The organism is Fructilactobacillus sp. YLN 2507 (genome assembly GCF_059614085.1).
The window spans coordinates 1,286,558-1,313,502 of sequence record NZ_CM184303.1 but is presented as its reverse complement, the minus strand read 5'-3'; the positions used below and the strand labels follow the sequence as shown (position 1 = coordinate 1,313,502).

Here is a 26,945-nt window from a genome sequence, read left to right as displayed (position 1 = left end):
TTTGATTTTATCAAATCTCACTGTGAAACGATAGAACCCTTTTAATCTGGTATAATTTATAAAAAGATGTTATGAATTGGGAGTAATAGTAATGTGGAAAACCAAGGAATTTAAAGACTTAAGTTTAAACGAACTCTATGAAATTTATCGTGCACGGTCCGATGTATTTGTTGAAGAGCAAAAAATTACAGAATCTGATCCAGATGAAAACGACAAATTAGCACTTCATTTATTTGAAACAAATGATAATCAGATAACTGCCTATGCTCGAATTTTTAGCGAGCAACAGCACGTTACTTTCGGTCGAGTTTTGACAACCAGTCAAGTTCGCGGAACAGGAAAGGGACGTGAATTATTACAAGAAATTATGCGACAAATTAAACTTCACTTTCCTGGTCTTCCAATTGAAATTGAAGCGCAATACTATGCGATTGGTTATTATGAAAAAGGTGGCTTTAGAGTAATCGGGAAGCCCTTTTTAGAAGCAGGCATTAAACACATTAAAATGAGTCATGACGCTATCTAAAAAACTAGCATCTAAAAACTGATGCTAGTTTTTATTATTTATTCATTTTCGTGCTTATAATCAGTAAGCATGATTGTTTCTTCATAGTTAACGTTTTGTCTTAATTTTAGACCCATTCCTGGTCCTATATGATTATTTTCAATTAATACTTCAATCGCTTTTCGTTCTGCTTCGAGAGCTTGCATCCGAAGGGTAATAACTTGACGTTCATATTCTTTTTCTTCAGCCGCAGAATCACCAAATGATTGGGCTTCTTGAATTTGTCTTTCATAATGAACAATTAAGAAATGGACGGTTTGGGCAGAAAAGTCCTTTTCGTCAATATCTTTACTGTTTAAGAATTTTTTGACAGCATTAATAGCACTTTGAGAGCCAACTTTTTGAATTAAACGTAAGTCAGACTTGGTTGCTTCACTTTCGGATTCATTCCATTGCCAAACTTTAAATGCTCGCACCAAACGACTGAAAATACTTAAATGTGGCATCGTACGATGGGTTTGACGGTCACCAGCTGCTTGAGATAAAAGATATTCTTGTTGATTTAATTGCCGACTTTTAATCCAGTAAGCATCTTTATTGATCATGCCATTTTCGTAAAGACTATTTACGGCATCACGAATTCCATTTAATGCTACCCGACGCAAGGCTAACATTTCGTTCATTGTTTGCGTTGTTTCAGTTCGGTTATGTAGACGATGTTGAATTTTTCGAATGTTGACTTCATAATCCATAATGATATCAAATACAGCACGTTGGGTATCTTCTGTTTTGTTATTTTCTAAATTAGCAATGGCAGAATTCATCATATACAAACGTGCCACATCATAAGTTACATACTCAGGAGCATTATCGTCATTGTCGTCATTTTCTCCTTCGTCAATTACCGACGCTCGAGTTTCCAAAGCTCCTTGTCCTGGAGCAATAAGAGGTAAGGTGATAGAGGCAGCTAATAAACTAATAACGATGACTGATGCCGCAATAAATAACATTAAGGAACGGTCAGGAAAAGCTTTGCCACCGTCGATTAAGGCAGGTACGGAGAGAACTCCGGCCATTGTAATGGCACCACGGACTCCTGATAAACCAGCTAAAAGTGCAACGGAAAACTTTGGCTTTTTCTTTTCCTTTTTTGTTACATAATAAGCAAACGATTGATAACCAATAATCCAAACTACTCGAATCACTAAAATCATAAACCAAATGGCCAAGGCATATCCTAAAGATTCAAAAGTACCATAGGTTTTACTCTTTATGACTGCATGCACGGCAACTGGCAATTCAATTCCTAAGATTAAGAAAACTACTCCATTTAAACAGTAAATGATGATATCCCAAGTTCGATTAGTTAATAAAGTAATTTCTGGAGTTTGACCACGCACCTTTTTTTCAGAAAGATGTTCTAAAATTCCAGCTGTCACTACAGCAATTACACCTGAAGCATGAAGATAATCTTCAGCGATTACGTAAATTACAAATGGAGTTAGAATTTGGAGAACTACACTAAAAATTGCGTCATTAAAATTGATACTGTGAAGCCAGTTTCTAAGCCAAATTAATCCAGCCATTAATGCCATTCCAGCAATTAGCCCCATAAGTGACATATAAACGAAGTCACCTGCTGCTTTTGAAATGGAAAAGTATCCAGTTACTACAGCAGCGATAGCATATTTAAAGGCAATTAAACCACTGGCATCGTTAATTAAACTTTCACCACTAACCAAATGTAGAATGTTCTTTGGTAAATTAACTCGTTTCGAAATTGATTGTACTGCAACAGGGTCAGTGGGGGAAAGAATGGCAACTAACGCAAAACTAACTCCTAAAGGCATAGTAGGGACTAACCAACTTACGAAAAAACCTCCTAAGATTGTGGTTAAAAAGACTAGTAAAATTGCATTTTCAAAAATAGGTCCGCGCAATTTCCAGAGTTCTTTTTTAGGAAATTCACGACCATCGTTAAATAATAACGGAGCTACAAATAATAGCATGAACCAGGTTGTATCTAAATCAATTTTAAAGTTGAAAAGGACAGCAACGATAACTCCAAATGCGACTTGCAGTAGACTGACTGGAATGGCCGTAAAGTAATGACTGGCCACATTGGAAATTAAAACCAAACTAAGCAGGATTAAGACTGCTTCTAATATCTCCATAAATAAACCTCCAAAAGTAGTGTTTATCTTAATTATACCAACAAAAAGGGGGGATATAAATTAAAACTATAATCCTGAACCTTATTAGCGAATAATTTAAAAGGGAGTGCTACAATCAAAATATCAAAAATAATAGGAGTGTTAGTTATGAAAAAAGTTGCATTAGTTACAGGTGCTGGACAAGGAATTGGTGAGGCAATTGCTAAACGATTACATAAAGATGGTTTTGCCATTGCATTAGTTGGTAGAACAGAAACTAAAATTGAAAAAGTTGCTAAGGAAATTCAAACTGATTATGGGGATGCTATTGCCATTGCTGCTAATGTAGCTGATCGTGATGCAGTATTTGCAGCAGTGGATAAAGCTGCAAAACACTTTGGTGATTTTAATGTCATGATTAATAATGCTGGGATAGCACCAACAACTCCAATTGAAGAAGTTACCCCAGAAATTTTAGAAGATACGGAAAAAATTAATGTTGGTGGTACAATTTGGGGAATTCAAGCTGCTACAAAAAAATTTAAGGAATTAGGTCATGGTGGTAAAATTATTAATGCTTCTTCGCAAGCAGGTATGACTGGAAATCCTAACTTAACTGTTTATGGTTCCACTAAGTTTGCTATTCGTGGAATTACTGAAACAACAGCGCGTGAGTTAGCCGATTTTGGGATTACTGTTAACGCTTATTGTCCTGGAATTGTAATTACACCAATGATGAATGATATTGCGCAACAAGTAGCAGATAATGCTGGAAAACCCTTTGAATGGGGAATGGAACAATTCGCAAAAGATATTGCCTTAAAACGTCTCTCAAAGCCAGAGGATGTTGCTGGATGTGTTTCTTATCTAGCTGGTCCAGATTCAGATTATATGACTGGACAATCATTATTAATTGATGGTGGAATGGTTTTTAACTAGTCATATTAATAAAAGTGAATAGAAAAAGATTCCCACTACTGCACAGTAGTAGGAATCTTTTTAATTTACCCAGGTATAAATTTATCTATGATCCTCGCAATACAGAAATAGCGACCACTAAGGCACAAATTAAAAATAAACAAAAACAGTAAATTTTATCAAAAAAATTATAGGTATTTTTTTGTTTTTCAGATGGATTTTTCACAAAAACATATACGACTGCTTCTACAATTAGACAGAATAACATCATTAATACTAAAGTTGCTGCAATCATTTCTTTCATTTTTATTCACCCCATCTAAATAGTAATTACCTTTATTATAATATGAAATAAAAAAGAGCGGTAAGAAAACCGCTCCTTTAGATAAAATTTTTATAAATTTTCGTTGATTTCTTCATCAGTATTGACATCTGATTCATCAAGTGCAGAATCAGCATGTTTCATTCCGTAAGCAAAGTAGATGATTACACCGATTACGAACCAAACAATTGAGTAAAGTTTAGCTTCAATATCAAGCCCCATGAAGATGGTTAATGAACCTAGAAAACCAAAAATTGGTAGAACTGGGAAGAATGGTTGTTTGTAAGCAGCTTTAGGAAGACTCTTACCTTCTCTTTTTCTCAATGGATACATGGCAAGAGAAACCGCCATGAAGGCGATTAGAGTACCAGCAGAAATCAATTGAGCTAAGAAAGTAAATGGGAAGATTGCTCCCATTACAACACCAACGGCAGTAATAATCCAAAGGGCATTTTGTGGGATTTTCTTTTGATTAAGTTTACCCATTGATTTTGGAAGCATTCTATCACGACCAAATGAGTAAATTAAACGTGATCCAGCCATCATCATTCCAATTAAAGCAACTAGCATACCAGCGACCGCCACAGCTTGCACAACTGATGCAATTACCACGTGGCCTTGTTGTCTAAGGGCCCAACCTACTGGTTCGGCGTTACCAAAGTAATCAGAATATTTAAACATTCCTACCATTACTAATGATACAGCAACGAAGAAAACAGTTCCGATTAAAAGAGAGCCAATAATTCCGCGTGGCATTGTTTTTTGTGGATCTTTGGCTTCAGCAGAATTAGCAGCAATTGAATCAAAACCAATGTAAGAAAGGAAGATGGTTGAAATTCCAGCATAGATTCCAGACCAACCGCCCACGAATTGAGTTCCATCAGGAAGTGCATGTGGTTTAGGGAAGAATGGTACGTAGTTTTGGGCTTTGATGGCAGTTGCACCAACAACTACGAAAGTTATGATAGCAAGTAATTTTAAGACAACTAGGATGTTGGCAATTTTAGTAGTTTCGGTATCACCACGAAGCAAGATGAAAGTAACTAGTGCGACTACGATTACTGCTATGATATCGATTACTCCACCATTTGTTCCTAGTGGGTTAGCCAAGGCATTGGGAAGTTTCCAACCTAATGGAGAAATTAAGCCTTGCACGTTAGCAGATAATCCGGCGGCAACGAACGCCACTGCGATTAGATATTCAGCTAGAAGCGCCCAACCAACAATCCAACCCCAAAATTTACCAAATAATACGGAAATCCAAGAATAAGCTGATCCAGCAAATGGGAGTACCGAAGCCATTTCAGCATAGTTCATCGCTACTAGGCCAGCTACTACGGCTGCTAGTAAAAATGAAATAACTACGGCAGGACCCGTAAATTTAGCAGCAACTAATCCTGGAAGAGTAAAGATGGAAGTAGAAAGAATGGTTCCAAGTCCTAAAGCTAAGAAATCTTTAACCGTCATCGTTCTTTTCAGTTGTTTATCTTTTGATGCGTAAAAATGAAAGTCAACTTTTTCATTCATTTTTTTGAAAATATTTTTCATGTCATACTCCTTAAAATTTTTACCAGCCCATTGGTTTAGCTGGTGGTAACTTTCCATCATTTAATTCTTGCATTGCTTGTTCGATGATGCTAAAAGCCTTATTTAAATCAGATTCTTTAATTACTAGTGGTGGTTGGAAACGTAAGATATTTCCACGTACGGTAATCATTAAAGCCCCTAATTCAAAGATTCGTGTGATTAATTGGGTAGCGGCGTCATCATCTGCTTTTCCCGTGTTTGGATCGACAATGTCAATTCCACCATTTAACCCGTAAATGCGCACATCTCCAATAAAATTAAATTTATCTTTCATTTTACCAAAAAAAGCCTTCGCTTGCTTGCCTAATTTGGCACTTCGTTCAACTAGGTGTTCATTTTGAATGACATCCAAGGTTGCATTGGCTGAAGCAGTTGTCACGGGATTGCCAGCTGTAGTATACACATTTCCGGGAGCATTCAAGGCATCCATCACTTCAGCTCGTCCTAAAACGGCACTGAGTGGGAGGCCTGATGCAATTGATTTACCAACGGCAATTAAATCTGGATGAACATCAGGAAAATGTTGAATCGACCACATTTTGCCACTCCGCCCTAAGCCTTGATTAACTTCATCAACCGCAAATAAAATTCCATGTTTTTTAGCAAATTGATAAACTTGATTGAGATAACGTTCTGGAGCTTTGATAAAGCCACCGTCACCTTGAATGGCTTCGATTTCAATTAATGCTGTTTCATCAGCGGGCAAGTAAGTTTCAAATGGCAACTTGAAAGCCGCAAACATGCGATCCGAAAAGTCATCATCACTCTCGTTTGGCAAACGATACCAAGGACTTGGAAAGGGAACTTTAACTACTCCAGGTAATAAAGGACCAATTTTACGAGTCATGTTTAAACTAACGCCAGAAGTAGAAATTGATCCATAAGTCGATCCATGGTAAGCCCCAGTAAAGCTGACGATGTATTGACGGCCAGTATAAGCACGAGCAAATTTGATAATGGCATCATTGGCGTCAGAACCAGAGTTTCCGTAAGCGACTTTCACAGGTCCGTCGATGGGAGCTAACTCTGCTAATCTAGGGGTTAGTTTAGCTTCCGGTTCGTTAGCAAAATAAGCAGGAGTATATTGGATTAAACGCTCTGCTTGTTGTTGAATTGCTTCAACAACATGCGGATGACAATGACCAGTATTAGTGGCTGAGGCACTTGAAAGTAAATCAATGTAATGATGATCATCTTCGTCAGTTAAAATGGCACCCTTACCAGCTTTGATAACGATATCAAAATACTTAATTCGAGCAGCTTTTGCATAATGCTGTTGTTCATGATTTAAAGTTTCTTGGTTAGACAATTTGCACCTCCTGTTTGTAACAAAAAAGTCCTCAGTTCGATGAACTAGGGACTTTAACCAAAAGCAAATCCCACAGTTGTGATGAGTAACTGTGTGGATATGTGAAAATTCAGATGTGCCAAATTAACATTTTATTATCCACACAATTTTGGAGAATTGAGATGACTAAAATGAATAACAAAATAATAATGTAAGTAACTATTGACATATTAGTAAACTTCCTTTGCTTAAGATTTATTTAAGTTTTTTAAAGTATAAAACGAATGAAATTCAATGTCAATGATTATTTTTCGGTTTTTAGTAAATAAAAAGCCAACCATTATTTAAAATGATTGGCTTTTGTAATTTAATTAGAAAAGTGATGGTTAATGATCCAAAGATCGATTAGTAAGAGTGCGGTGTAAATAGCTCCTCCAAAACCTAAAAAAGGCATTCCAATTGAGTTCACGATGATTCCACCAGTGGCAGAACCAACGGCAATTCCAACGTTGGTAAAAATTGGATTAAAGGAAGAAGCCAGGACTAATGATTGAGGATATTTATCTTCTGCAATGCGCATATAAAATAACTGAGTCGTTGCTCCTGCAATCGCAAGGGTGAAACCTAAGATGATAATTAAAACTAAATCAATTGCTGAGACGTTAAAAAAGATTGAAATGCCCAATAAAACGAATTCTTGAAGAATGTAAAACTTGAAGATTCGTTTCATTCCATCTTGAGAAGCCAATCGACCAGCTACTTGATTACCAAGTAAGTTAGCAATCCCATAAATGATTAAGAAAATCGTAACAAAGTTAATACTATAACCAAACGAATTAGTTAGCATTGGCGTTACATAAGTATAGACTACATAGCCACCACCGGTCATTAAAATAGGGACTAGAATTCCCAAAAGAATTAATTTATCTTTAATAATTTTAAATTGATCGGTAAAGTGTTCCACTTTCTTTTGACGTAAGTTGTGAGGTAAAGCAATCATAAAGGCAATTAAAATTAAGAGGCTTAAGCCAGCAATAATCCAGAAGGTAATATGCCAACCGACTTGATTACTTAACCATGTTCCAGTGGGAACTCCAAACACAGAAGCAATACTAAAACCAGAAAAGACCCAAGATACAATCCATGCTCGTTTATTAGGCGGAGTAATGTAGGTGGCAAAGGTAATTGCAATTGAAATCGTGATTCCAGAGACTAGCGCTGTGATAATTCGAGAAATAGTTAGGACCAAAAAGTTGGGTGAAACGGCTGATAAGATGTTTCCAAAAATGAAAATTGACATGATTAACACCATGACTTTATCTAACCGACGTTCTCCAACCATTAATGACAAAATTGGGGTTGAAACAGCATAAACTCCCGCAAAAATGGTAGTTAATAATCCAGCCGTCGAAATCCCAACGTGAAAAGTATTGGCAATATCCCCTAAGATTCCCACGATAATAAATTCACTGATTCCTAACATGAAAGCAATTGAGATTAGGATTAAAGTTTGAATTTTAAAGCTTTTCATAAATAACTCCTTAAAAACACAAAAAAAGATTCTAGAGCGCCTAGGCTCTGGAATCATTAAATACAGTACACTTATTATACCATTAATAATCGTTAAAAATCTTCAAAATAGATGAAAAAAGACTTGTTAACTACTTAATGTGACCATTTACTAAGATTTGCATTTGTTCTTTGAATTCCATAATCCGTTGGGCATGTTCCGCAAATCCTAATTTTTCAAATTCCATAATGGTACCGTTAACTGATGATTTTCCAATTACCAAATCCTTTAAAAGTTCATTGTAATAGTTGCACATTAATTTATCATAAATTTTTCTGGGTGAATTTTGCGAAATTTTATTTAAATAGCGGGTATAGAATTGGACGTCTTGGAATTTTTGACGTTCAAAAGAGAGAATGATGCAATTATTAATAAAAATAGCAATATCATCCTTATAGCTAGCAATTTCACTCAAAAGTTTGGTTTTTTTGAATAAAGTATTAAAGGTTCCCCGGATGTATTCACTACTAAAAATGTAGAGACAATTTGAAAAAAGGGAAATTTCAAAATGACCCCATTGTTGAATTCCGTTTAAATAATTTTTGATTAATTCGGTATCTTCTCTGACATCAAAAACGGCTTGATCGTGAGATTTATTTAAAAAGAGTTTTAGCTCAATTGATAAACAGCAAAAGAAGAAATCATGATAATCTTTGTATTTCGTTTGATAGTTTACGATTCGCTGTTGAATTTCATAATCTTTGGCTTGATAGATGTTTTCGTTGAAATATTGAAGGGCATATTCTTTTTCCGTTTTGGTACTGTTATTTAAATAAAATGTATACTCTTGGACGGAAATATTCATTCTTTTTAAGAAAGCAAATAATAGTTCACTTGAAATCCGGGAATGATTGTTTTCAAAAGAGGAAAGGGTTGTTCGTGTTGAAATTCCAGCTGCTAGTTGTGATTGGGGGATTCCGCGTTCTTTTCGTAATTTTCTAATTAATTCTCCATCGGTCATGAATAGCATCCCTTCCTTTAAGTCAGCATATAAAACGAATTATGACGAAAAGCTTTACATAATGATACCCCTTAATTTATACGCATGTAAACTATGTTAAACAGGGTGCTGAAAATCATGAAAGTTACACTATTACATCAAAGACAATTCAGAAATTTTTTTATATCAGATATAATCTCGGGTTTTGGAGTCGGACTTACAACCGTCGGGGCTAATTGGTATGTCTTGGAGCAAACCAATTCAGATAGCATCGTAGGAACCTTTTTAGCAATTAATGTATTAGCGGGATTTTTAATTTCGCCATTTGCGGGTTATGTAACTGATAAATTTACTCGCAGAAATGTAATTATTGGGACCTTTTTAATTCGAGCGGTTCCACTTGGTATCATTGCAGGTTGGTTAGTTTTGTTTAAATTTAACTTACTGGCAATGTATACCTTAGCAGCAATTACCGGAGTCGGATGGGTTGCTTATATGGCAGCTTCTAGAAGTTATATTCAATCGATTGTGCCGCAAAAGTTACTCGGAAGTGCTAACTCATTTATCGAGGTTTCTTTACAGGTTGGCATGTTTTTAGCAGGGGGCATATCTGGTCTCTTACTAAAATATACGGGATTTATTGTAATTTTAATCATCAATATTATTTTATTTATCGGAGCCATTTTACTAATGCTTAATTCGCCAGTTGATCAATTTACGAAAGGGATTGAAAAAGATAAATTTAGTCATGGATCAGTCCTTAAATATTTAATTAAGCATCAATTAGTTTTGTTTCTTGGAATTTTATCAATCTTACCATTATTGGTAACCCAGCTATTTAATGTTTCAATGCCAGGCTATATTAGTCATATTTTGCATGCTAGTAGTGTTAGCTACGGTGTTACCGATATGTTTTATGGAATTGGAGGCTTAGTCGCTGGTTTAATCACAGCGAAATTATTAGAAAAAATGGCAAAGAAAAATTTATTAATCGATTTTTTCATAATTGCTTGTTTTGCCTTGTTGTCATTATTTATTTTTAGATTCAATCTTTTAACGTTTGCTGCAACGTTTTTAATTGGACTATCTAATTCTGCATTGCGAGTTGTGATTAATACAATTCTAATGAATAAAGTCGAAAAAAGTTACATGGGAAGAACTACAGCAATTTGGACTGGTGGGGCTCAATTTATTGAAATTTTTGCTTCTACTTATATTGGTAAAATGAATGATAAGTTGGGCTCAAATTATGGATTTTTGGTAATGTTTTTTATTATGTTAATTGGTTTAATTAGTAGTTTGTTAATTAAAAAACAAAAACTTAAGCATGATTGAAGTTAAATATAATATGTAAGTTTCTTAAAGACCATTTTCACTTTCGTGAAGATTGGTCTTTTTATTTACTAAATGTTTACAGGAAAAATAAAGTAAATTTACATTCCTTTTCTATAATTGACATTGTAACCAGAAGAGGATGGAGGGGAAACTGATGACAAGAACACGACAACAAAATTTTTTTGTGATTGCTTTAATGATATTTATCTTTTTAATGATTTTTTTTACTATGTTTGATTTGCAAGTTAGTCAATTCGCCATTAACTATCACAGTTATTGGGCAACAATTTGTCAGACCTTTGGTGAATTTCCAATTTATTTTGTATTGATTGTGAGTGGTGAAATTGCAATGGCCTATGCTTTACGTCAACCTAATGTGCTATTTCAAATCTTTTTATTTGTTGGGGGTTTTGGATTATCATTGTGGCAATTAAAACAATACGTAAACGAAGTTGGATCGTACTGGATGCTAGCAATGCATAATTTACAGCGAGGATTGCCAGTCGGCACAGCTAGTAAAATCAATGATACGAGTAGTACTGTCAGCAATTTACAAATGACTTTGGTTTGGATTTTCTTATATGGTTTCATTTCATTTTTGATTCAATGGATTTTACATAAACAAACAGCACAACAAATTAAACGATTAATGTTAATTGCAGTTTTTGCTAGTTTAACGGTGTGGTTTGCTTTAGAAATAAATCTTACTTTAAAGTCACTATGGGGTCGTTATCGTCCTTATGAAATTGGTTCTCATTTCCAACATTTTACTGACTGGTACCAAATTAATGGGACCAATGGTCATAAATCGTTTCCTTCAGGGCATGTAATGGCATCTACGTTGGCAATTTTATTTTCTTGGTTTTTTCAAGGGAAAGTTAAAAAAGTATTATGGGTCTTCGGAGTCTGTTATGGGATTTTAATTTCGTTGAGTCGGTTGGTAATTGGAGCACACTTTTTATCAGATATTACCGTTTCTTTCTTTATTACAGTAACTATTATTTATATTTTTGGGGAACTTTTAAAAAACTATGTAGATTATCAACCAGATTCTGATAAGTTAGAAAAATGGAAAAAATAATTTTGGTTACGGACCGACTTCAGATGGCGCAACAACTGTCGACAGAGTTTGCTTTAGCGGGTTATCACGTAGAAAGTTTATATCAGTTAAGTAAGGTAATTTCGACTGCCAAAGAAATTCAACCTCATGGGATAATCTGGGACTTGAAAACGGTTCAGCTTGAGCAAGCCCTGATGACTATTAAAGCCCTAAGGAATTTCATCATGATTCCCCAATTATTAATTGCTGAAACGTATCAAGTTAGTGATGCGATTGAGTCCTTTAATCATAATGTTGATGATTATCTAGATTCAACGGTTCCGATTGAAGAAATTGATGTTCGTTTGCAACAACGAGAAAAGGTTTATCAGTTAGTAAATCATCATGAAAAGCAAGAACATAAATTAGCTAAGTATCAATTGGGTGAAATTACGATTGATATTGAACAAAAACAGGTTCAAAGGGCGGGTAAAGTTGATCCACTTGGTCTAACCCCCAAAGAATTTAAATTATTAGTTTATTTTTTACAACATCGAAATCAAGTACTTAGCCGGGAACAATTAATTGAAGGAGTTTGGAATGATTTTTATATTTCTAATACATCACGCATGTTAGAAATGCACATAAGTCATTTGCGCGACAAAATTGAAGTTGATCCTGCTAATCCCAAATTAATTGTGACGGTTCGTGGGTTTGGTTATCAACTAGTTTATCCTAGTGATTAGGCTTTTATTTACCTAAACTTTATTAAATAGTAAATAAAACTTACTAAGAATTTACTTTCATTTTTTATAATTAAATTGTAAATCGAAATATTATTACAAAAGGAGCTTGGAAAATGAAATTAAAGAAAAAGTTGATTGCGGTAATTACGATTATAGGGGGACTTAGTTTAGTATTAGTTGGTTGTGGTTCTCAATCAGGGAAAGGACAAACTACTGGAGATTCAAGCAAAATTACGGCAGTTGGCTCGACTGCATTACAACCGCTAGCAGAAAAAGCGGGGACGCAATTTCAAGCTAAGCATCAAGGTACCTCTGTTAATGTTCAAGGGGGAGGATCTGGAACCGGGTTGAGCCAAGTTCAGGCAAAGGCGGTTCAAATTGGGAATTCAGATATTTTTGCTGCTCAACAACCTGGAGTTAAGGATCAAGAGTTGGTTGATCATAAGGTTGCTGTAGTTGGAATGGCACCGGTCATTAACAAAAATGTTGGTGTGACAAATCTTACGATGGCTCAATTGAAAGATGTTTTTACTGGTAAAATTACTAATTGGAAAGACTTGGGTGGTAAAAATCAAAAAATTGTGGTTGTTAACCGTACTAAGGGAAGTGGAACTAGAAAGACTTTTGAAAGTGCAGTTTTAGGTAAAGCGGATGCAATCAAAGCTCAAGAACAAGATTCAAATGGAACGGTGCAAAAGGTAGTTTCAACGACTCCAGGAGCGATTAGTTATTTGGCATTTTCATACATTAATAAGCAAGTTCAGCCCATCTCAATTGATAACGTTAAGCCAATTGCTGCTAATGTTAAAAATAATACTTGGAAGATTTGGTCTTACGAACATATGTATACAAATGGGAAAGCAACAGGAGCTACGAAAAAATATCTTGATTACATGGTTTCCAATGAAATTCAGCACAAGTTAATTGAAAAATTAGGATACATTAGTATTCATGATATGAAATTTGAGAAAGATGCGAATAATCAGGTTAAAGCAATTAGTTAAAATTTGAAGTAAGATTGTTATTCAATGCATGTAACAATATTCTTTAAAAGAATTGAAGATTAAAAAAAGAAGTTGAAATTTTTAAATTTCAGCTTCTTTTTAGTATTATTCGTATTCAATTGTTGCAGGTGGCTTACCGGTAATATCATAAAGTACGCGGTTAACTCCCGCTACTTCATCAACGATTCGTTTGGAAACCTTGCCTAAAACTTCCCAAGGAACTTCGGCAAATTCAGCAGTCATTCCATCAACTGAAGTAACAGCACGAATATTAACGGCTTCATCATAAGTTCGTTCATCACCCATGACACCAACGCTTTTAATCCCAGGAAGGGCAGTGAAGTATTGCCAAACGGTTTTGTTTAAACCAGCTTTGGCAAATTCATCACGCAAGATAGCATCAGAATCACGTACCATCCGTAATCGTTCGGGGGTAACTTCGCCGATGATTCGAATGGCTAAACCAGGACCAGGGAAAGGTTGACGCCAAACTAATTCTTTTGGCATACCTAACTTTTCACCTAATTCACGAACTTCGTCTTTGAATAATTTGTTTAGAGGTTCAATTAACTTGAATTTCAAGTCTTCGGGAAGACCACCAACGTTATGATGAGATTTGATGGTTTGAGCAGTATCAGTTCCAGATTCAATTACATCGGTATAAAGAGTTCCTTGAGCTAAGAAGTCAACATCGTCAAATTTACGTGCTTCAGTTGAGAACGTATCAATAAATTCTTTTCCAATGATTTTCCGTTTGGTTTCTGGATCAGTAACCCCTTTTAGTTTACCTAAAAATAGTTTACTAGCATCAACAAAGTCAATATTCAAACCAAAGTCATCACCTAATGCATGGAGAACTTGTTCAGATTCGTTTTTTCGTAATAAACCGTGATCAACAAATACTGAAATGAGTTGGTCACCAATGGCACGGTGCAAAAGGACTGCTACTACTGATGAATCAACTCCACCAGAAAGACCGAGGAGCACTTTTTTGTCACCAACGGTTTCTTTGATGTTCTCAATTGCATCATCAATGAAGTCATCCATTGACCAGTTTGCTTCAGCACCAGCAATATCAAAGACGAAATGGCGTAGCATTTCGCGACCTTCTTCAGTTAAATTAACTTCCGGATGGAATTGTACAGCATAGAATCCACGCTTTGGGTCAGCCATGGCTGAGATAGGGCATGAACCACTAGTGGCTGTAATTTCAAAACCATCGGGAACTTTGGTAACAAAGTCACCGTGACTCATTAAAACGGTTTGTTTGTCGTTCATGTCTTTGAAGAATGTGGAATCTTTGTCAGTCACTTCAATTTGAGCTTGACCATATTCACTATTATCAGCAGTGACAATTTCGCCACCTTTGAGGTCTTTGGCCATTAATTGCATCCCGTAACAAATTCCTAAGATTGGAAGACCTAAATTGAAAATCTCGGGATCAACGGCTAAAGCACCGTCGCCATTAACACTATTAGGACCACCGGAAAAGATGATGGCTTGGGGATTCATTGCCTTGATTTCTTTGGCGGTCATGGTGTGGGGTTTAAGTTCTGAGTAAACTCCCATTTCACGAACTCGACGAGTAATTAATTGGTTATATTGGCTACCGAAGTCAAGGACTACGACAGAATCGTAGTTACGTTTAGTTTTTACCATACTTATCTCCTATTTTTTGTAGTTAGGGGCATCCTTAGTAATGATAACATCGTGGGGATGCGATTCACGCAAACCAGCGCCAGTAATTCTGACAAATTGAGCTTTTTTCATGTCGGCAATGGTATGTGAACCGGTGTAACCCATTGAAGCACGAAGACCACCCATCATTTGGTAAATAATTTCTCCAGCATCACCCTTGTATTCGGTCTTGCCTTCGATACCTTCAGGAACTAATTTCTTTTCAGCTTTTACTTTACCTTGGAAGTAACGGTCAGAAGAACCATTTTCCATAGCAGGAATTGATCCCATTCCACGGTAAACTTTGTATTGGTGACCACTTTTATCTGATAAAATTTTTCCAGGAGCTTCAGTAGTACCGGCAAGCATGCTTCCAAGCATAACAGCATCACCACCAGCCACTAAGGCTTTAGCGATGTCACCAGAGTATTGCATTCCACCATCAACGATGATTTGTTTACCATATTCTTCGGCAATTTTAGCACAATCATAGGCAGCGGTAATTTGTGGAACGCCGACACCAGCGACAACTCGAGTAGTACAAATTGATCCAGGACCAATTCCGACTTTAACAACATCAGCACCAGCATCAAAAAGGGCTTTGGTAGCTGCAGCAGTTGCAATGTTACCAGCAATTAAAGTTTTATCAGGAAATTGACTTCTGATTTCTTTAATTTTATCAAGTACACCTTTAGAGTGACCGTGGGCAGTATCAAGCACAATGGCATCAGCACCGGCATTAAATAATGCGGTAGCACGATCAAAAGTTTCACCATTAATTCCCACAGCGGCTGCGACTAAGTAACGACCTTGGGCGTCAACGGCAGCTTCGTCACCTTCGACAGGAGCGGCTTTTACAGCGGATACTTCGGCGGCTTGATCTTCGGGTGACATGTTTTTATGAATGACACCTAAACCACCTTTTTGTGCCATTTCGATTGACATTGCTGTTTCTGTGACAGTATCCATTGCCGCACTAAGAACGGGAATGTTTAAGAGAAGATTATTGCCTAATTTTGTTTTTAAGCTGACTTGGTTAGGTAGCACATCACTTGCTGCTGGAACCAATAACACATCATCATAAGTTAATGCTTGATGTTTGCCAAACTTGTTTTCCCAATTATCCATGAAGAAAATCCTCCTGTTGTTAAGTTGTAGTAATTAATATAATAGATTAGCAGATATTTTGCGGAAAAGCAAAGGAAAATGCGAACAAAAATAAAATAACAACTAAAAAATGTACGTAACCGAATTATTGAATTGTAAATTAATGAAATTATCCGACATTTACCCAAAAAAGCGATAATTAATGGTAAAATTTAAGTAAATCGATTTAAACAAGAAAGCAGGATTATAATGGACGGAAAATTCAAACGAGTACGAGGAATGGAAGATATTCTCCCCAACGAAATTGCCGTTTGGCAACGAATTGAAGGAACTGCACGCGATGTCTTTTCAAGATATAACTATGCTGAAATGAGAACACCAATGGTGGAAAAGACCGAAGTTTTTAGCCGAACTTCTGGTGATTCATCAGATATTGTGACAAAACAAATGTATACTTTTGAAGATAAGGGAGGAAGAAGCATTACTCTTCGCCCTGAAGGAACTGCCGGGATGGTACGTTCTTTTGTTGAAAACAAGCTTTTTGGTCCAGAACATCCTAAGCCAGTAAAGCTTTACTACATGGGGCCCATGTTTCGTTATGAACGTCCGGGAGCAACTCATAACCGGGAATTTCACCAAATTGGTTGTGAAAGTATCGGAGCTGTTAGTCCACAAATTGATGCTGAGGTAATTCGCTTAGCAATTGACATTTTCCAAGGACTAGATATTCGTGATTTAAGAGTGGAACTAAATACGTTAGGTGATGACGAAAGTCGAAATGCTTATCGAGACACTTTAGTGAAGTACTTTGAACAATTTAAGGATGAACTTAGCAACGATTCACAACGTCGTTTGGAACAAAATCCTTTACGAATTTTAGATAGTAAAGATCGTAACGACCAAAAGATTGTGGCTGGTGCGCCTAAGCTAGAAGATAGCCTAAATGAACGTTCCAAGAATTACTTTAATGATTTGAAAAAAGCCTTGGACATCTTAAAAGTAGATTATACTGTCGATGACCGCTTGGTTCGGGGGTTAGATTATTACACAGATACGGTTTTTGAAATTCAAGCTAAAGCACCAGAATTCGGTGATGAATACACGACCATTTGTGCCGGTGGACGTTATAACAACATGGTGCAAGAATTTGGCGGCCCTGAAATGGGTGGTGTCGGCTTTGCTTTTGGTGAGGAACGACTTGCGACAGTCGTTAAATCTGATGATGAAGAAAATGCAATTGATTACTTTATTTGTACTGATACCAAAGGGAAGAGTGCAACTGAAATTAATGCAATTTTTGATCAAGCCTTAGCCAAAGCCTTTGAATTGCGCAATCAAGATTATACAGTCGAAGTTAATTTCCAAGAGCGTAGTATGAAGAGTCAAAAGAAAGAAGCTTACAAGTTAAATGCCAAAAATACCTTGGTAATTGAATAGCATTGATATTGATATAGTAGAAACAACTAATTTTTAAAATTGGTTGTTTTTTTTGCATTTAATTTATAAATAACCCTTGCGAAATCTTGTTAGATTGTTATAATAATATTTGTAAGTTAATCGAGCGGTTAGCTCAACTGTTAGAGCAACGGATTCTTTGTCCGTGAGATTGAGGTTCAAGTCCTTGACTGCTCATATTAAAAAAGAACGTTCGTTGCGAACGTTCTTTTTTAATAGTTAATATTGTAAATCCAAATAATAATTGCTTAATTCATTGGATATTTCATGTAAAACTTAACAAAATTTAAAATTTGTGTTGCTATTTCATTAAATACCATTTATAATTCAATTAACGATATGAACGAAAGAGTAACCTATTGGTGCTGATTGAGAGAGTCACGGTAGCTGAAAAGTGACCAGTAGCGTAGGTGAACCACACTCGTGATCATTGATATAGCAAAACTATATCCGGCCGACGTCGTTAAATGTCGCACCCTGCATTCTAGAACGCAAGGTGCCTGAGAGTCTAGTAGCAATGCTAGGCTGAACAGAGGTGGAATCACGAACTAATCGTCCTCAAGTTATCAATTGATAACTTGGGGACTTTTTGTTTTGGTGATAAATTCAAGGAGGAATAAACATGCACTATATATTAGAGATTTTACCCAGTTTATTAGATGGATTGAAGTTAACTCTTGGAGTCTTCTTTCTAACATTGATTATCTCCTTGCCATTGGGTGTGATTGTTTCAATGGCTCAACGTTCTCGTTTTTTTGCACTACGTTGGATTACTAATATTTACATTACGATTATGCGGGGAACTCCACTATTGCTTCAAATCGTGTTTGTCTACTATGGTTTAAGTCTGGCTAATATTGCGGTTTTACCACGGTTTGAAGCAGCAGTTTTAACCTTTGTTTTAAACTATACAGCTTATTTTGCTGAAATTTTCCGGGGTGGCATTCAAGCCGTTCCTGCTGGTCAATATGCAGGGGCTAGAGTGTTAGGGATGAATAAAATTCAAACTTTTCGTTACATTGCATTGCCCCAAGTGATTAAGACAGTCATGCCATCAGTTGGGAATGAAGTGATTAACTTAGTTAAAGACACTTCGTTAGTTTATGTAATTGGACTAGGTGATTTGATGCGAGCTGGTACGATTGATGTGGCTCGAGATGTAACTTTGGTACCATATTTATTGGTAGGGGTCTTTTATCTCCTATTAACTATGATTTTCACTGTAATTATGCGCTATATTGAAAAACGCTTAAATTACTATCGTTAGGAGGGAAAACAATGTTATCAATTGAAAACTTAACTAAGTCATATAATGGAAGAATTATTTTTAAAAATTTATCTTTTACGGTTGCCCCAGGTGAAGTGTTAACGATTGTGGGTCCTTCTGGAATCGGAAAAACAACTTTCTTAAATATTTTAGCCGGTTTAATTCCTGCTGATAGTGGATCAATTAAATTAGATGGTAAAGAACTTGCAATTGATGGAACTCGTCAAGGATCAGAAGTTGGCGTGATTTTCCAAGATTTTAATTTATTTCCCCAATATACGGTTACCGAAAATATTACTTTAGCGCCACGAATTGTAGCAAAAGAAAAAAAAGCTACTTATACTAAAACTGCTTCAGAGTTATTAGCTGATTTAGATTTGACTGAACACCAAAATAACTATCCCTTTGAATTATCTGGAGGACAAAAACAACGAGTGGCAATTGCGAGAGCTTTAGCGATGAAACCAGGAGTTTTAGCCTATGACGAACCCACTTCTGGATTAGATGAAGCTTCCACTGATCGAGTAACTTCAATTATTCAAAAATTACAAAGTCGTAACGCTACCCAATTAGTCGTAACCCATGATTTACCATTTGCGCAAAGTTTGAATGGTAAAGTATTGGATTTCTCAAAGGATGTAGAACGATGAAAACGAAAAAACAATTTCCTAAGTGGTTGGGTAATGCTTTAATTCTAGTGATATTAGTTTTAGTGATTGCCGGAGTATGGTATAAAGGAACCCATCGTGCCGATACTTGGAATAAAGTTCACCAACAAAAAACGGTTACCATTGGAATCGATGATACCTTTGTGCCAATGGGCTTTCGTGATAAAAATGGTAAATTAATTGGTTATGATGTTGAAATGGCCAAAGCTGCATTTAAAAAAATGGGCTTAAAGCCAAAATTTCAAGTGATTGATTGGTCAATGAAAGAAACCGAATTGAATACGGGACACATTGATGCCATTTGGAATGGGTACACGATGACGCCTGAACGTGCCAAACATGCTGCGTTTACCAAGCCATATCATGAAGATAATCAAGTTTTACTTACCAAAGCGAACTCTGGCATTAATACACCACAAGCTATGCGTGGTAAACAACTAGGGGTTCAATCAGGATCGGTTGGTTTTGATGATTTTAATCAAGATCCAAAAGTTTTGAAGCAGTATTTAGATACTAAACCTGTTCAATATGATACTTTTGATAAAGCGATTAATGATGTTAAAGTTGGCAGAATTAATGCTGTGTTAATTGATGGAGATTATGCTAAATATTACTTAGCACACAATCCTTCAAAGGAACCTTTGAAACTAGTTAAAACTAATTTCCCACCAGATTACGATGCGGTTGGATTACGGAAACAAGACAAAACTTTACGTGAGAAGTTGAATAAAGCTATTGAAGAACTTCACCAAGACGGAACTGAAGCTCGATTATCTAAAAAATATTTTGGCGACTCGAACGTAGGAAAATAAAATATAAAAATAGTAGATTAGTGATATATTGCTGAACTACTATTTTTATATTTTATTTATGTAAAATTTTGATAATTTTTGTATACATAGGTATAATTTTTGGTTATGATGGTAATCGTGACAATTTAAGCTTCAAATATTTTTAAACCCTTGAATAAGCAAAGTAAGGAGCAGTGATTTTGAAAAAACAAGATACAAGATTACATTACAAAATGTATAAGTCTGGTAAGCAATGGGTATTTGCATCTTTAGCAACCGTAATTATGGGAACTTCAGCAACAACCATGACTACCCATGCTGATAACGATATCTCGTCAAATTCAGATACAAACAAGACATTAAATGAAGATAAAGTAATTGATAATTCCCAAAGTAATAGTAATGACAATTCTTCAATTGAAGTAGCTCAACAAGTGAATATTAGTAGCAATCCGATTGATACCCCTTCCAAAGATTCTGATAACCAAGCAACGACACTTGTTTCTAACGAAAATCAAAATAATGTAACAGCTGTGACAGAAACTGATGATCAAGGTCAAGAGACAACTGTAAATGACAATGATGCTCAGAATCAAAAAGATGATTCAGTAGTTAAAAATACTCTAATTTCAGATCAAAATTCAGATGAACAATTGAATTCTAATTTAACTCCGTTAAACGAAAATAGTACAACTCCGATTTTTACTGAAAATTCCAATGAATGGAATCAAGTTACAAATGAAAGTCAGTTAGATTCAAATTCTGTAGCAAATAATAATGACCAAACTACTAATAGTTTTGAAAGTAGTTCATTACAAGAATCTGATTTGAATTCAACGGATGTGCCTAGTGATAATTTAAAAGATTCAACACCTACAGCCATGGATATCACTAATACTGATGTTAGTGCTGAAGACCCCAAAAATAGAAATTTGATTTTAGTAGTAGAACAAAATGCTACGGATGCTTTAACCGGAACTTGGGGAACGGTTGATTGGTCATATGATAATGAAAGTAATAAATTAAGTCTTAATACTTCTGGTATTCTTGGAATGAGAGATGAAGATGGTAGTCCTTTCATTGATCCAGAAATTGTGAAAAATATTAAAGAAATTGATGTTAATGCCCAAATGAAATTACCATCAGATAGTACTAATTTGTTTACGTCGTTGCCTGTCCTAACTACCATTAATGGATTAGATAAACTTGATGCAAGCGATGTAACAAACATGAATGCTATGTTCTATAACGATGATATGATTACGACTTTGGATCTTAGCAGTTGGGATACCAGTAACGTTACCAGCATGAGCAGAATTTTCCAAAGTTGTGAAAATTTAGAATATTTAAACGTTGGTGGAAAATTTGGCCAAAATACTGGTCGAGTTACTGATATGAGTTATATGTTTTGTGGTTTATACACTTCAGGGGGTCCTTATGACGATGATAGTGTTCCCAATATAGGTATTCAACAAATTACGGGATTAGAACAACTTGATACTCATAATGTTACGAATATGGCATACATGTTTAATGGAGATCAGTTATTAACTAGTTTAGATGTTAGTAATTTTAATACAGAAAATGTTACTAACATGGAAGCTATGTTTAAATATATTTACGTTAGTGCCTTAAATCTGAATAATTTTAATACAGAAAATGTTACCAATATGAAGGAAATGTTTTCTACCGACAACTTATTAAACTCACTTGATTTAAGTAGCTTTGATACGCGCAACGTAACTGATATGACTAACATGTTAGGGAACACGGTTGTATTAACTTATGATGCTAACAAAAATATTATTAGTATTGGATTATGGCAACTAATTTTAGGTGAAAATACGATACTAAATAGTACTGCTGGGTTAAGTACGATGATCACTGGTTCAATTATTCCACCAACCATTGACTTACCTACTTCTGGGTTATGGCAAGAGCTTGGAAGCGGAACATTACCAGATGCTCCTTATACAACGGATAGCAATGATTATGCTCCTAATGGTCAACGATTAAAGTCGTCTTCTTTAATGGATGGACAATCTCATGAAGGTATCTGGGTTTGGGCAGTTAATTCAATCGAAATTTATGGAAATCTTAATGATGATTGGAATATTAATTCTGATAAAGCGGAAAATTGGAAGCCTGAGGATGAAATTAAATCATTAATTAATTCAGATGGTTCGTCAATGACTGCCGAACAAATTCAGACTGCCATTTCAAATGGTGAATTAACGGTTAAATATCAAACTACCAGTGGTGAACAAGTTACAGAAGATAGTATGCGAAGCGTCCCAAGAAAATATGATGTTATTTATAATTGGTATGGTAGTCCTAATTTTTTTTATGGTGGGAATAGATGGTATTACAAAACGTTTACTTGTGAAGTAAACGTTACTGACAATATTCAAAGAGGTATTTGGGGAAGTGCTCCTTGGACTTTTGACGATAATTCTGGAATTTTAACTTTTGATGGCGGTGGTTCTTTACGAAGTGTTGATGGTGGTCCTTGGGGACAGTTACCACTAGCAGCTGGAAGTGTAAAACATGTTGATTTCGCTACCAAAGTTGAAACTGATATTGATGCACAAGGCTTATTTAGGGGTACTACTGGTAACGGTGAACCAAGTTGTTTCTCAAATGTGACAAGTTTTGATCATATGGGAAATTTGGATACTAGTAAATCAACTACGATGGATGATATGTTTGGAAATGATGGTGCTTTAACGAGTATTGATTTAGATAATTTCAATACCAGTAATGTAATTTCAATGACGGGGATGTTTGCTCGTTGTGGTGAATTAAACGAAATTAAAAATTTTAATCATCTAGATACTAGTCGTGTTATAGATATGTCGAATTTGTTCATTGGTGACGATAGCCTTATTATCCTTGATATCACTGGAATGAATACTAGTAATTTAGTAAATATAGATTCAACTTTTGCTAATATTCCTAATCTTAAACAAATTATAGGCTTGAACACTTGGGATACTAGTAAAGTAACCAGTATGAAAAATTTATTCTGGAATGATCAATCTTTAGAAAGTATTGATGTAAGTAATTTCAATACTAGCAATGTGACGGATATGAGCGGTATGTTTAGTAATGATTTATCATTATTAAATTTAGATTTGTCTAATTTTAATACTCATAAAGTTACAACGATGAATGCCATGTTTTATAATGATCCAGTTTTAACTTCAATTAAGGGTTTGAACAATCCAGACTTTAGTACTGAAAATGTGACTGACATGTCTTCAATGTTTGCTAATGATGATTTATTAGTAGATGTTGACGTATCTGGATTTAAAACACCAAAGGTAACTACCATTCATAATTTATTTTTAAATGATAAAAGTCTTAAGACGTTGACATTGGGATCTGGTTGGACAAATGATTCATTAACGGATGCCCGAGCTGCCTTTTATGGAAACTCTTCTTTAACGACGCTTGACTTATCTTCCTTTAAATTACCTGTAACTGTTACACAGATGTGGGCGATGTTCAACGGGACTTCAAATTTGAAGATGTTAGATTTATCTGGTTTTGATACTCGGGGAATTTCTAATCCTGGGAATCAAGATTCCAATATGGAAAATTTGTTTTCCGGATCTGGAGTTAATAAATTAATCTTAGGTCCTAATACAGTACTTAACAATGCCGATCTTCCAAGTGCTAATCCAAGCATTTATCCCGTAGATGCCCAAGGTAATCGAATTGGAACCTATACTGGTTTTGATTGGCAATTAGTTGCGGATGGAACTGATGCTAATCCTGCAGGTATTAAATTAAGTAATACCGATTTAATGGATAATCAATCACATCCTGGAATGTGGGTTTGGGAGCAAACTACTGAAAAGGTTAAAGTTGCTGAAATTAGATATGTTGATGAGCAAGGAAATGAAATCCATTCAACTGATACTTTAGATATTTGGCCAGGTTCTGCAGTACACTACCGTGCTACGCCATATACGGATATTATCGGTTATACATTAGATGATAGTAAGTTACCTGATAATACAGATATTAATGTTACAAATGCACAGCTTGATAATCCTACACAAGTAATTACTTACGTATATGCACCAAACACAGAAAATGTAAAAATCAATTACGTTGATGGACAAGGAAAAACTTTGGCACCAAGTGATAATCTTTCTGGCTTGTTTGGTGAAAAGTACAAAACAACCCCAAAAGTAATTACGGGATACCATGTATACAAAGTTGAAGGAAATATAACTGGTACGTACAGTATAGAAAATCCAGAAGTAACTTATGTATATGCACTAGATGCAGAAACAGCTATTGTAAATTATGTAGATGATGCAGGAAATACAATTAGTAGTGCGCAAGTAAGTGGAAAATTTGGAGACGAAGTCTCAACTTTAACCAACATTCCATCTGGATATCATTATGAAAAAGGTGCAGAAGCTTACACCTTTACAGATGGAAAAGAACAAAGTGTAAATGTAACGGTTGCACCAAACACTGAAAAAGTACAAGATACAGCAACGGCAAACGAAACGGTAACGTATGAAGTAGCCGATGGAATCCAAGCACCAACAAGTAAAACTTATACAGCTCACTTTACGCGAGATGGAATCAAAAACTTGGTAACGGGAGAAATTATCTGGGAAGATTGGAAATCAAGTGATGCTGCTTATGATATCAAGTCACCAGAAGTAGCAAACCAAACTCCTGACCAAGCCGAAGTCCGTGGGACTTTAATGCCAAATGAAACTCATAGTGATCAAGTGGTTTACCGTGCTAATACCGAAGCTGTTCATGATGAAGCAACAGCAAACGAAACGGTGACGTATGAAGTAGCTGATGGAGCAACAGTACCAGCAAAGGGAACACACACTGCTCACTTCACAAGAGATGGAATTAAGAACTTGGTAACGGGAAAAATTATCTGGGAAGATTGGAAATCAAGTGATGCTGCTTATGATATCAAGTCACCAGAAGTAGCAAACCAAACTCCTGACCAAGCCGAAGTCCGTGGGACTTTAATGCCAAATGAAACTCATAGTGATCAAGTGGTTTACCGTGCTAATACCGAAGCTGTTCATGATGAAGCAACAGCAAACGAAACGGTGACGTATGAAGTAGCTGATGGAGCAACAGTACCAGCAAAGGGAACACACACTGCTCACTTCACAAGAGATGGAATTAAGAACTTGGTAACGGGAAAAATTATCTGGGAAGATTGGAAATCAAGTGATGCTGCTTATGATATCAAGTCACCAGAAGTAGCAAACCAAACTCCTGACCAAGCCGAAGTCCGTGGGACTTTAATGCCAAATGAAACTCATAGTGATCAAGTGGTTTACCATGCTAATACCGAAGCTGTTCATGATGAAGCAACAGCAAACGAAACGGTGACGTATGAAGTAGCTGATGGAGCAACAGTACCAGCAAAGGGAACACACACTGCTCACTTCACAAGAGATGGAATTAAGAACTTGGTAACGGGAGAAATTATCTGGGAAGATTGGAAATCAAGTGATGCTGCTTATGATATCAAGTCACCAGAAGTAGCAAACCAAACTCCTGACCAAGCCGAAGTCCGTGGGACTTTAGTGCCAAATGAAACTCATGGTGATCAAGTGGTTTACCGTGCTAACTTAGTAACATCAACTGAATATACTACGGGCAGAGTAACCATTAATTATGTTGATCATCAAGGTAATCAAGTGGCCCCAACAAATGTGCAAAGTTGTGGATTTACTAGATCAGTTATTAAAGATGATATAAGTGGTAGAATCATTGAAACTGGAGTTTGGACACCTACTAATGAGGTAGATTATTCAGTTATTACGCCATTACTTGTAAATCGGACTGCAGATCAAATGATGGTTAGTGGAAGATTAACTCCTGATGAAAATCAGACGATTATGGTAAGTTATGCTGACAATGTAATATCAGTAACTGACCAAACAACTGGATCAATTACCATAAATTATGTTGATTTAAATAATCATCCAGTTGCTCCTGTTAAAAACATTGAAGTTCCGTTTACTAGAGCCGGAACTAAAGATTTAGTAACTGATCAAATTAATTGGAATCCTTGGGAATCAACTTCTGACATTAATTATCAGATTACGTCACCAGAAGTTCTTGGGATGACGACTAATCAGCCAAGGGTTAATGGACACATTCAAGTTAATCAACATGATGTTAAACAAGTTGTTTATACAGTTGTTCCTGTACAACCAGTTGTACCCACAACACAAGTACAACCAGAAGAACCAGCAAAGCCAAGTCAACCAGCTGTGCCAGTAACACCAGTGCAACCGGAAGAACCAGCAAAGCCAAGTCAACCAGCTGTACCCACAACACCAGTACAACCAGAAAAACCAGCTGAGCCAGCTCAAACAATTGTTTCTGACAAAGCAGAGCAACCAACTGCAGTTTCCGCTAAACCAGCTGCAGCACCGAAGCAAAATGCTTTGCCACAAACAGGGCAGGATGATAATACTAGTTTTATGAGTATAACTGGTACGATTTTACTTTCGCTTCTTGGAATTTTCGGGATTAATGGTTTTAAAAAGAAGAAAAAGTAATAGA

The 26,945-nt window shown here is 35.9% G+C and carries 19 protein-coding genes and 1 tRNA gene; 12 read left to right on the top strand and 8 right to left on the bottom strand.

Going from position 1 to position 26,945, the window contains the following annotated elements; translation table 11 throughout:
• Positions 1–91 precede the first annotated feature (91 nt).
• A complete protein-coding gene (locus AC0GLY_RS06660) occupies positions 92–526 on the top strand; it encodes a GNAT family N-acetyltransferase (protein WP_496611391.1) in 435 nt (144 codons plus the stop codon).
• Positions 527–564: 38 nt separating this feature from the next.
• Here the strand turns inward: AC0GLY_RS06660 and AC0GLY_RS06655 are convergent, their stop codons facing one another.
• The gene (locus tag AC0GLY_RS06655; RefSeq protein WP_496611390.1) at positions 565–2,679 is read right to left on the bottom strand and encodes a cation:proton antiporter; all 2,115 of its coding nucleotides are present in this window, start codon (positions 2,677–2,679) and stop codon (positions 565–567) included.
• A 147-nt stretch (positions 2,680–2,826) separates the two neighbouring features.
• Here AC0GLY_RS06655 and AC0GLY_RS06650 point away from each other — a divergent pair, with 147 nt between their 5' ends.
• Positions 2,827–3,597: a (S)-acetoin forming diacetyl reductase gene (locus AC0GLY_RS06650; protein ID WP_496611389.1), complete on the top strand. Its 771-nt coding sequence runs from the start codon at positions 2,827–2,829 to the stop codon at positions 3,595–3,597.
• A gap of 85 nt (positions 3,598–3,682) precedes the next feature.
• Here the strand turns inward: AC0GLY_RS06650 and AC0GLY_RS06645 are convergent, their stop codons facing one another.
• The 5 genes from AC0GLY_RS06645 to AC0GLY_RS06625 all read right to left on the bottom strand — a co-directional run bounded on the left by AC0GLY_RS06645 (position 3,683) and on the right by AC0GLY_RS06625 (position 9,304).
• Positions 3,683–3,880 carry a hypothetical protein gene (locus AC0GLY_RS06645; protein ID WP_496611388.1) on the bottom strand — a complete coding sequence of 66 codons (198 nt, stop codon included), beginning with the start codon at positions 3,878–3,880 and terminating at the stop codon, positions 3,683–3,685.
• Positions 3,881–3,970: 90 nt separating this feature from the next.
• Positions 3,971–5,446 (bottom strand): APC family permease, encoded by a 1,476-nt coding sequence (locus AC0GLY_RS06640; RefSeq protein WP_496611387.1) that lies wholly within the window; start codon positions 5,444–5,446, stop codon positions 3,971–3,973.
• Positions 5,447–5,465: 19 nt separating this feature from the next.
• Positions 5,466–6,794: an aspartate aminotransferase family protein gene (locus tag AC0GLY_RS06635; protein WP_496611386.1), complete on the bottom strand. Its 1,329-nt coding sequence runs from the start codon at positions 6,792–6,794 to the stop codon at positions 5,466–5,468.
• 346 nt (positions 6,795–7,140) lie between these two features.
• Positions 7,141–8,304: an MFS transporter gene (locus tag AC0GLY_RS06630; RefSeq protein WP_496611385.1), complete on the bottom strand. Its 1,164-nt coding sequence runs from the start codon at positions 8,302–8,304 to the stop codon at positions 7,141–7,143.
• A gap of 130 nt (positions 8,305–8,434) precedes the next feature.
• Positions 8,435–9,304, bottom strand: a complete 870-nt coding sequence (locus AC0GLY_RS06625) for a helix-turn-helix domain-containing protein (protein WP_496611384.1) — start codon at positions 9,302–9,304, stop codon at positions 8,435–8,437.
• A 117-nt stretch (positions 9,305–9,421) separates the two neighbouring features.
• Between AC0GLY_RS06625 and AC0GLY_RS06620 the strand changes: the two genes are divergently transcribed.
• From AC0GLY_RS06620 to AC0GLY_RS06605, 4 genes are all read left to right on the top strand, one after another.
• Positions 9,422–10,618, top strand: a complete 1,197-nt coding sequence (locus AC0GLY_RS06620; protein ID WP_496611383.1) for an MFS transporter — start codon at positions 9,422–9,424, stop codon at positions 10,616–10,618.
• A gap of 154 nt (positions 10,619–10,772) precedes the next feature.
• Complete coding sequence (locus AC0GLY_RS06615; protein ID WP_496611382.1) at positions 10,773–11,699, top strand: phosphatase PAP2 family protein; 927 nt, start codon at positions 10,773–10,775, stop codon at positions 11,697–11,699.
• A complete protein-coding gene (locus AC0GLY_RS06610; protein WP_496611381.1) occupies positions 11,687–12,403 on the top strand; it encodes a response regulator transcription factor in 717 nt (238 codons plus the stop codon). Before AC0GLY_RS06615 ends, AC0GLY_RS06610 begins: the two co-directional genes overlap by 13 nt.
• A 113-nt stretch (positions 12,404–12,516) precedes the next feature.
• Entirely contained in the window at positions 12,517–13,407 is an 891-nt protein-coding gene (locus tag AC0GLY_RS06605) for a phosphate ABC transporter substrate-binding protein PstS family protein (protein WP_496611380.1), read from the top strand.
• Between the two features lie 105 nt (positions 13,408–13,512).
• Here AC0GLY_RS06605 and guaA read toward each other — a convergent pair whose 3' ends face one another.
• Both guaA and guaB read right to left on the bottom strand, forming a co-directional pair.
• Positions 13,513–15,066: a glutamine-hydrolyzing GMP synthase gene (guaA, locus tag AC0GLY_RS06600; protein ID WP_496611379.1), complete on the bottom strand. Its 1,554-nt coding sequence runs from the start codon at positions 15,064–15,066 to the stop codon at positions 13,513–13,515.
• Between the two features lie 9 nt (positions 15,067–15,075).
• Entirely contained in the window at positions 15,076–16,212 is a 1,137-nt protein-coding gene (gene guaB / locus AC0GLY_RS06595; RefSeq protein ID WP_496611378.1) for an IMP dehydrogenase, read from the bottom strand.
• A gap of 228 nt (positions 16,213–16,440) precedes the next feature.
• On the opposite strand from guaB, the gene hisS reads away from it, so the two are divergent.
• The 6 genes from hisS (at position 16,441) to AC0GLY_RS06565 (ending at position 26,941) form a co-directional block, all read left to right on the top strand.
• A complete protein-coding gene (gene hisS / locus AC0GLY_RS06590) occupies positions 16,441–17,628 on the top strand; it encodes a histidine--tRNA ligase (RefSeq protein WP_496611377.1) in 1,188 nt (395 codons plus the stop codon).
• 122 nt (positions 17,629–17,750) lie between these two features.
• Positions 17,751–17,823 (top strand) — tRNA-Lys (locus tag AC0GLY_RS06585).
• A 445-nt stretch (positions 17,824–18,268) separates the two neighbouring features.
• A complete protein-coding gene (locus AC0GLY_RS06580; protein ID WP_496611376.1) occupies positions 18,269–18,913 on the top strand; it encodes an amino acid ABC transporter permease in 645 nt (214 codons plus the stop codon).
• Positions 18,914–18,924: 11 nt separating this feature from the next.
• The gene (locus tag AC0GLY_RS06575) at positions 18,925–19,563 is read left to right on the top strand and encodes an amino acid ABC transporter ATP-binding protein (protein ID WP_496611375.1); all 639 of its coding nucleotides are present in this window, start codon (positions 18,925–18,927) and stop codon (positions 19,561–19,563) included.
• Positions 19,560–20,393 carry an amino acid ABC transporter substrate-binding protein gene (locus tag AC0GLY_RS06570; protein ID WP_496611374.1) on the top strand — a complete coding sequence of 278 codons (834 nt, stop codon included), beginning with the start codon at positions 19,560–19,562 and terminating at the stop codon, positions 20,391–20,393. The genes AC0GLY_RS06575 and AC0GLY_RS06570 overlap by 4 nt, the downstream gene beginning before the upstream one ends.
• 179 nt (positions 20,394–20,572) lie before the next feature.
• Positions 20,573–26,941, top strand: coding sequence for a mucin-binding protein (locus tag AC0GLY_RS06565; RefSeq protein WP_496611373.1), 6,369 nt, complete (start codon positions 20,573–20,575; stop codon positions 26,939–26,941).
• Positions 26,942–26,945: the final 4 nt, after the last annotated feature.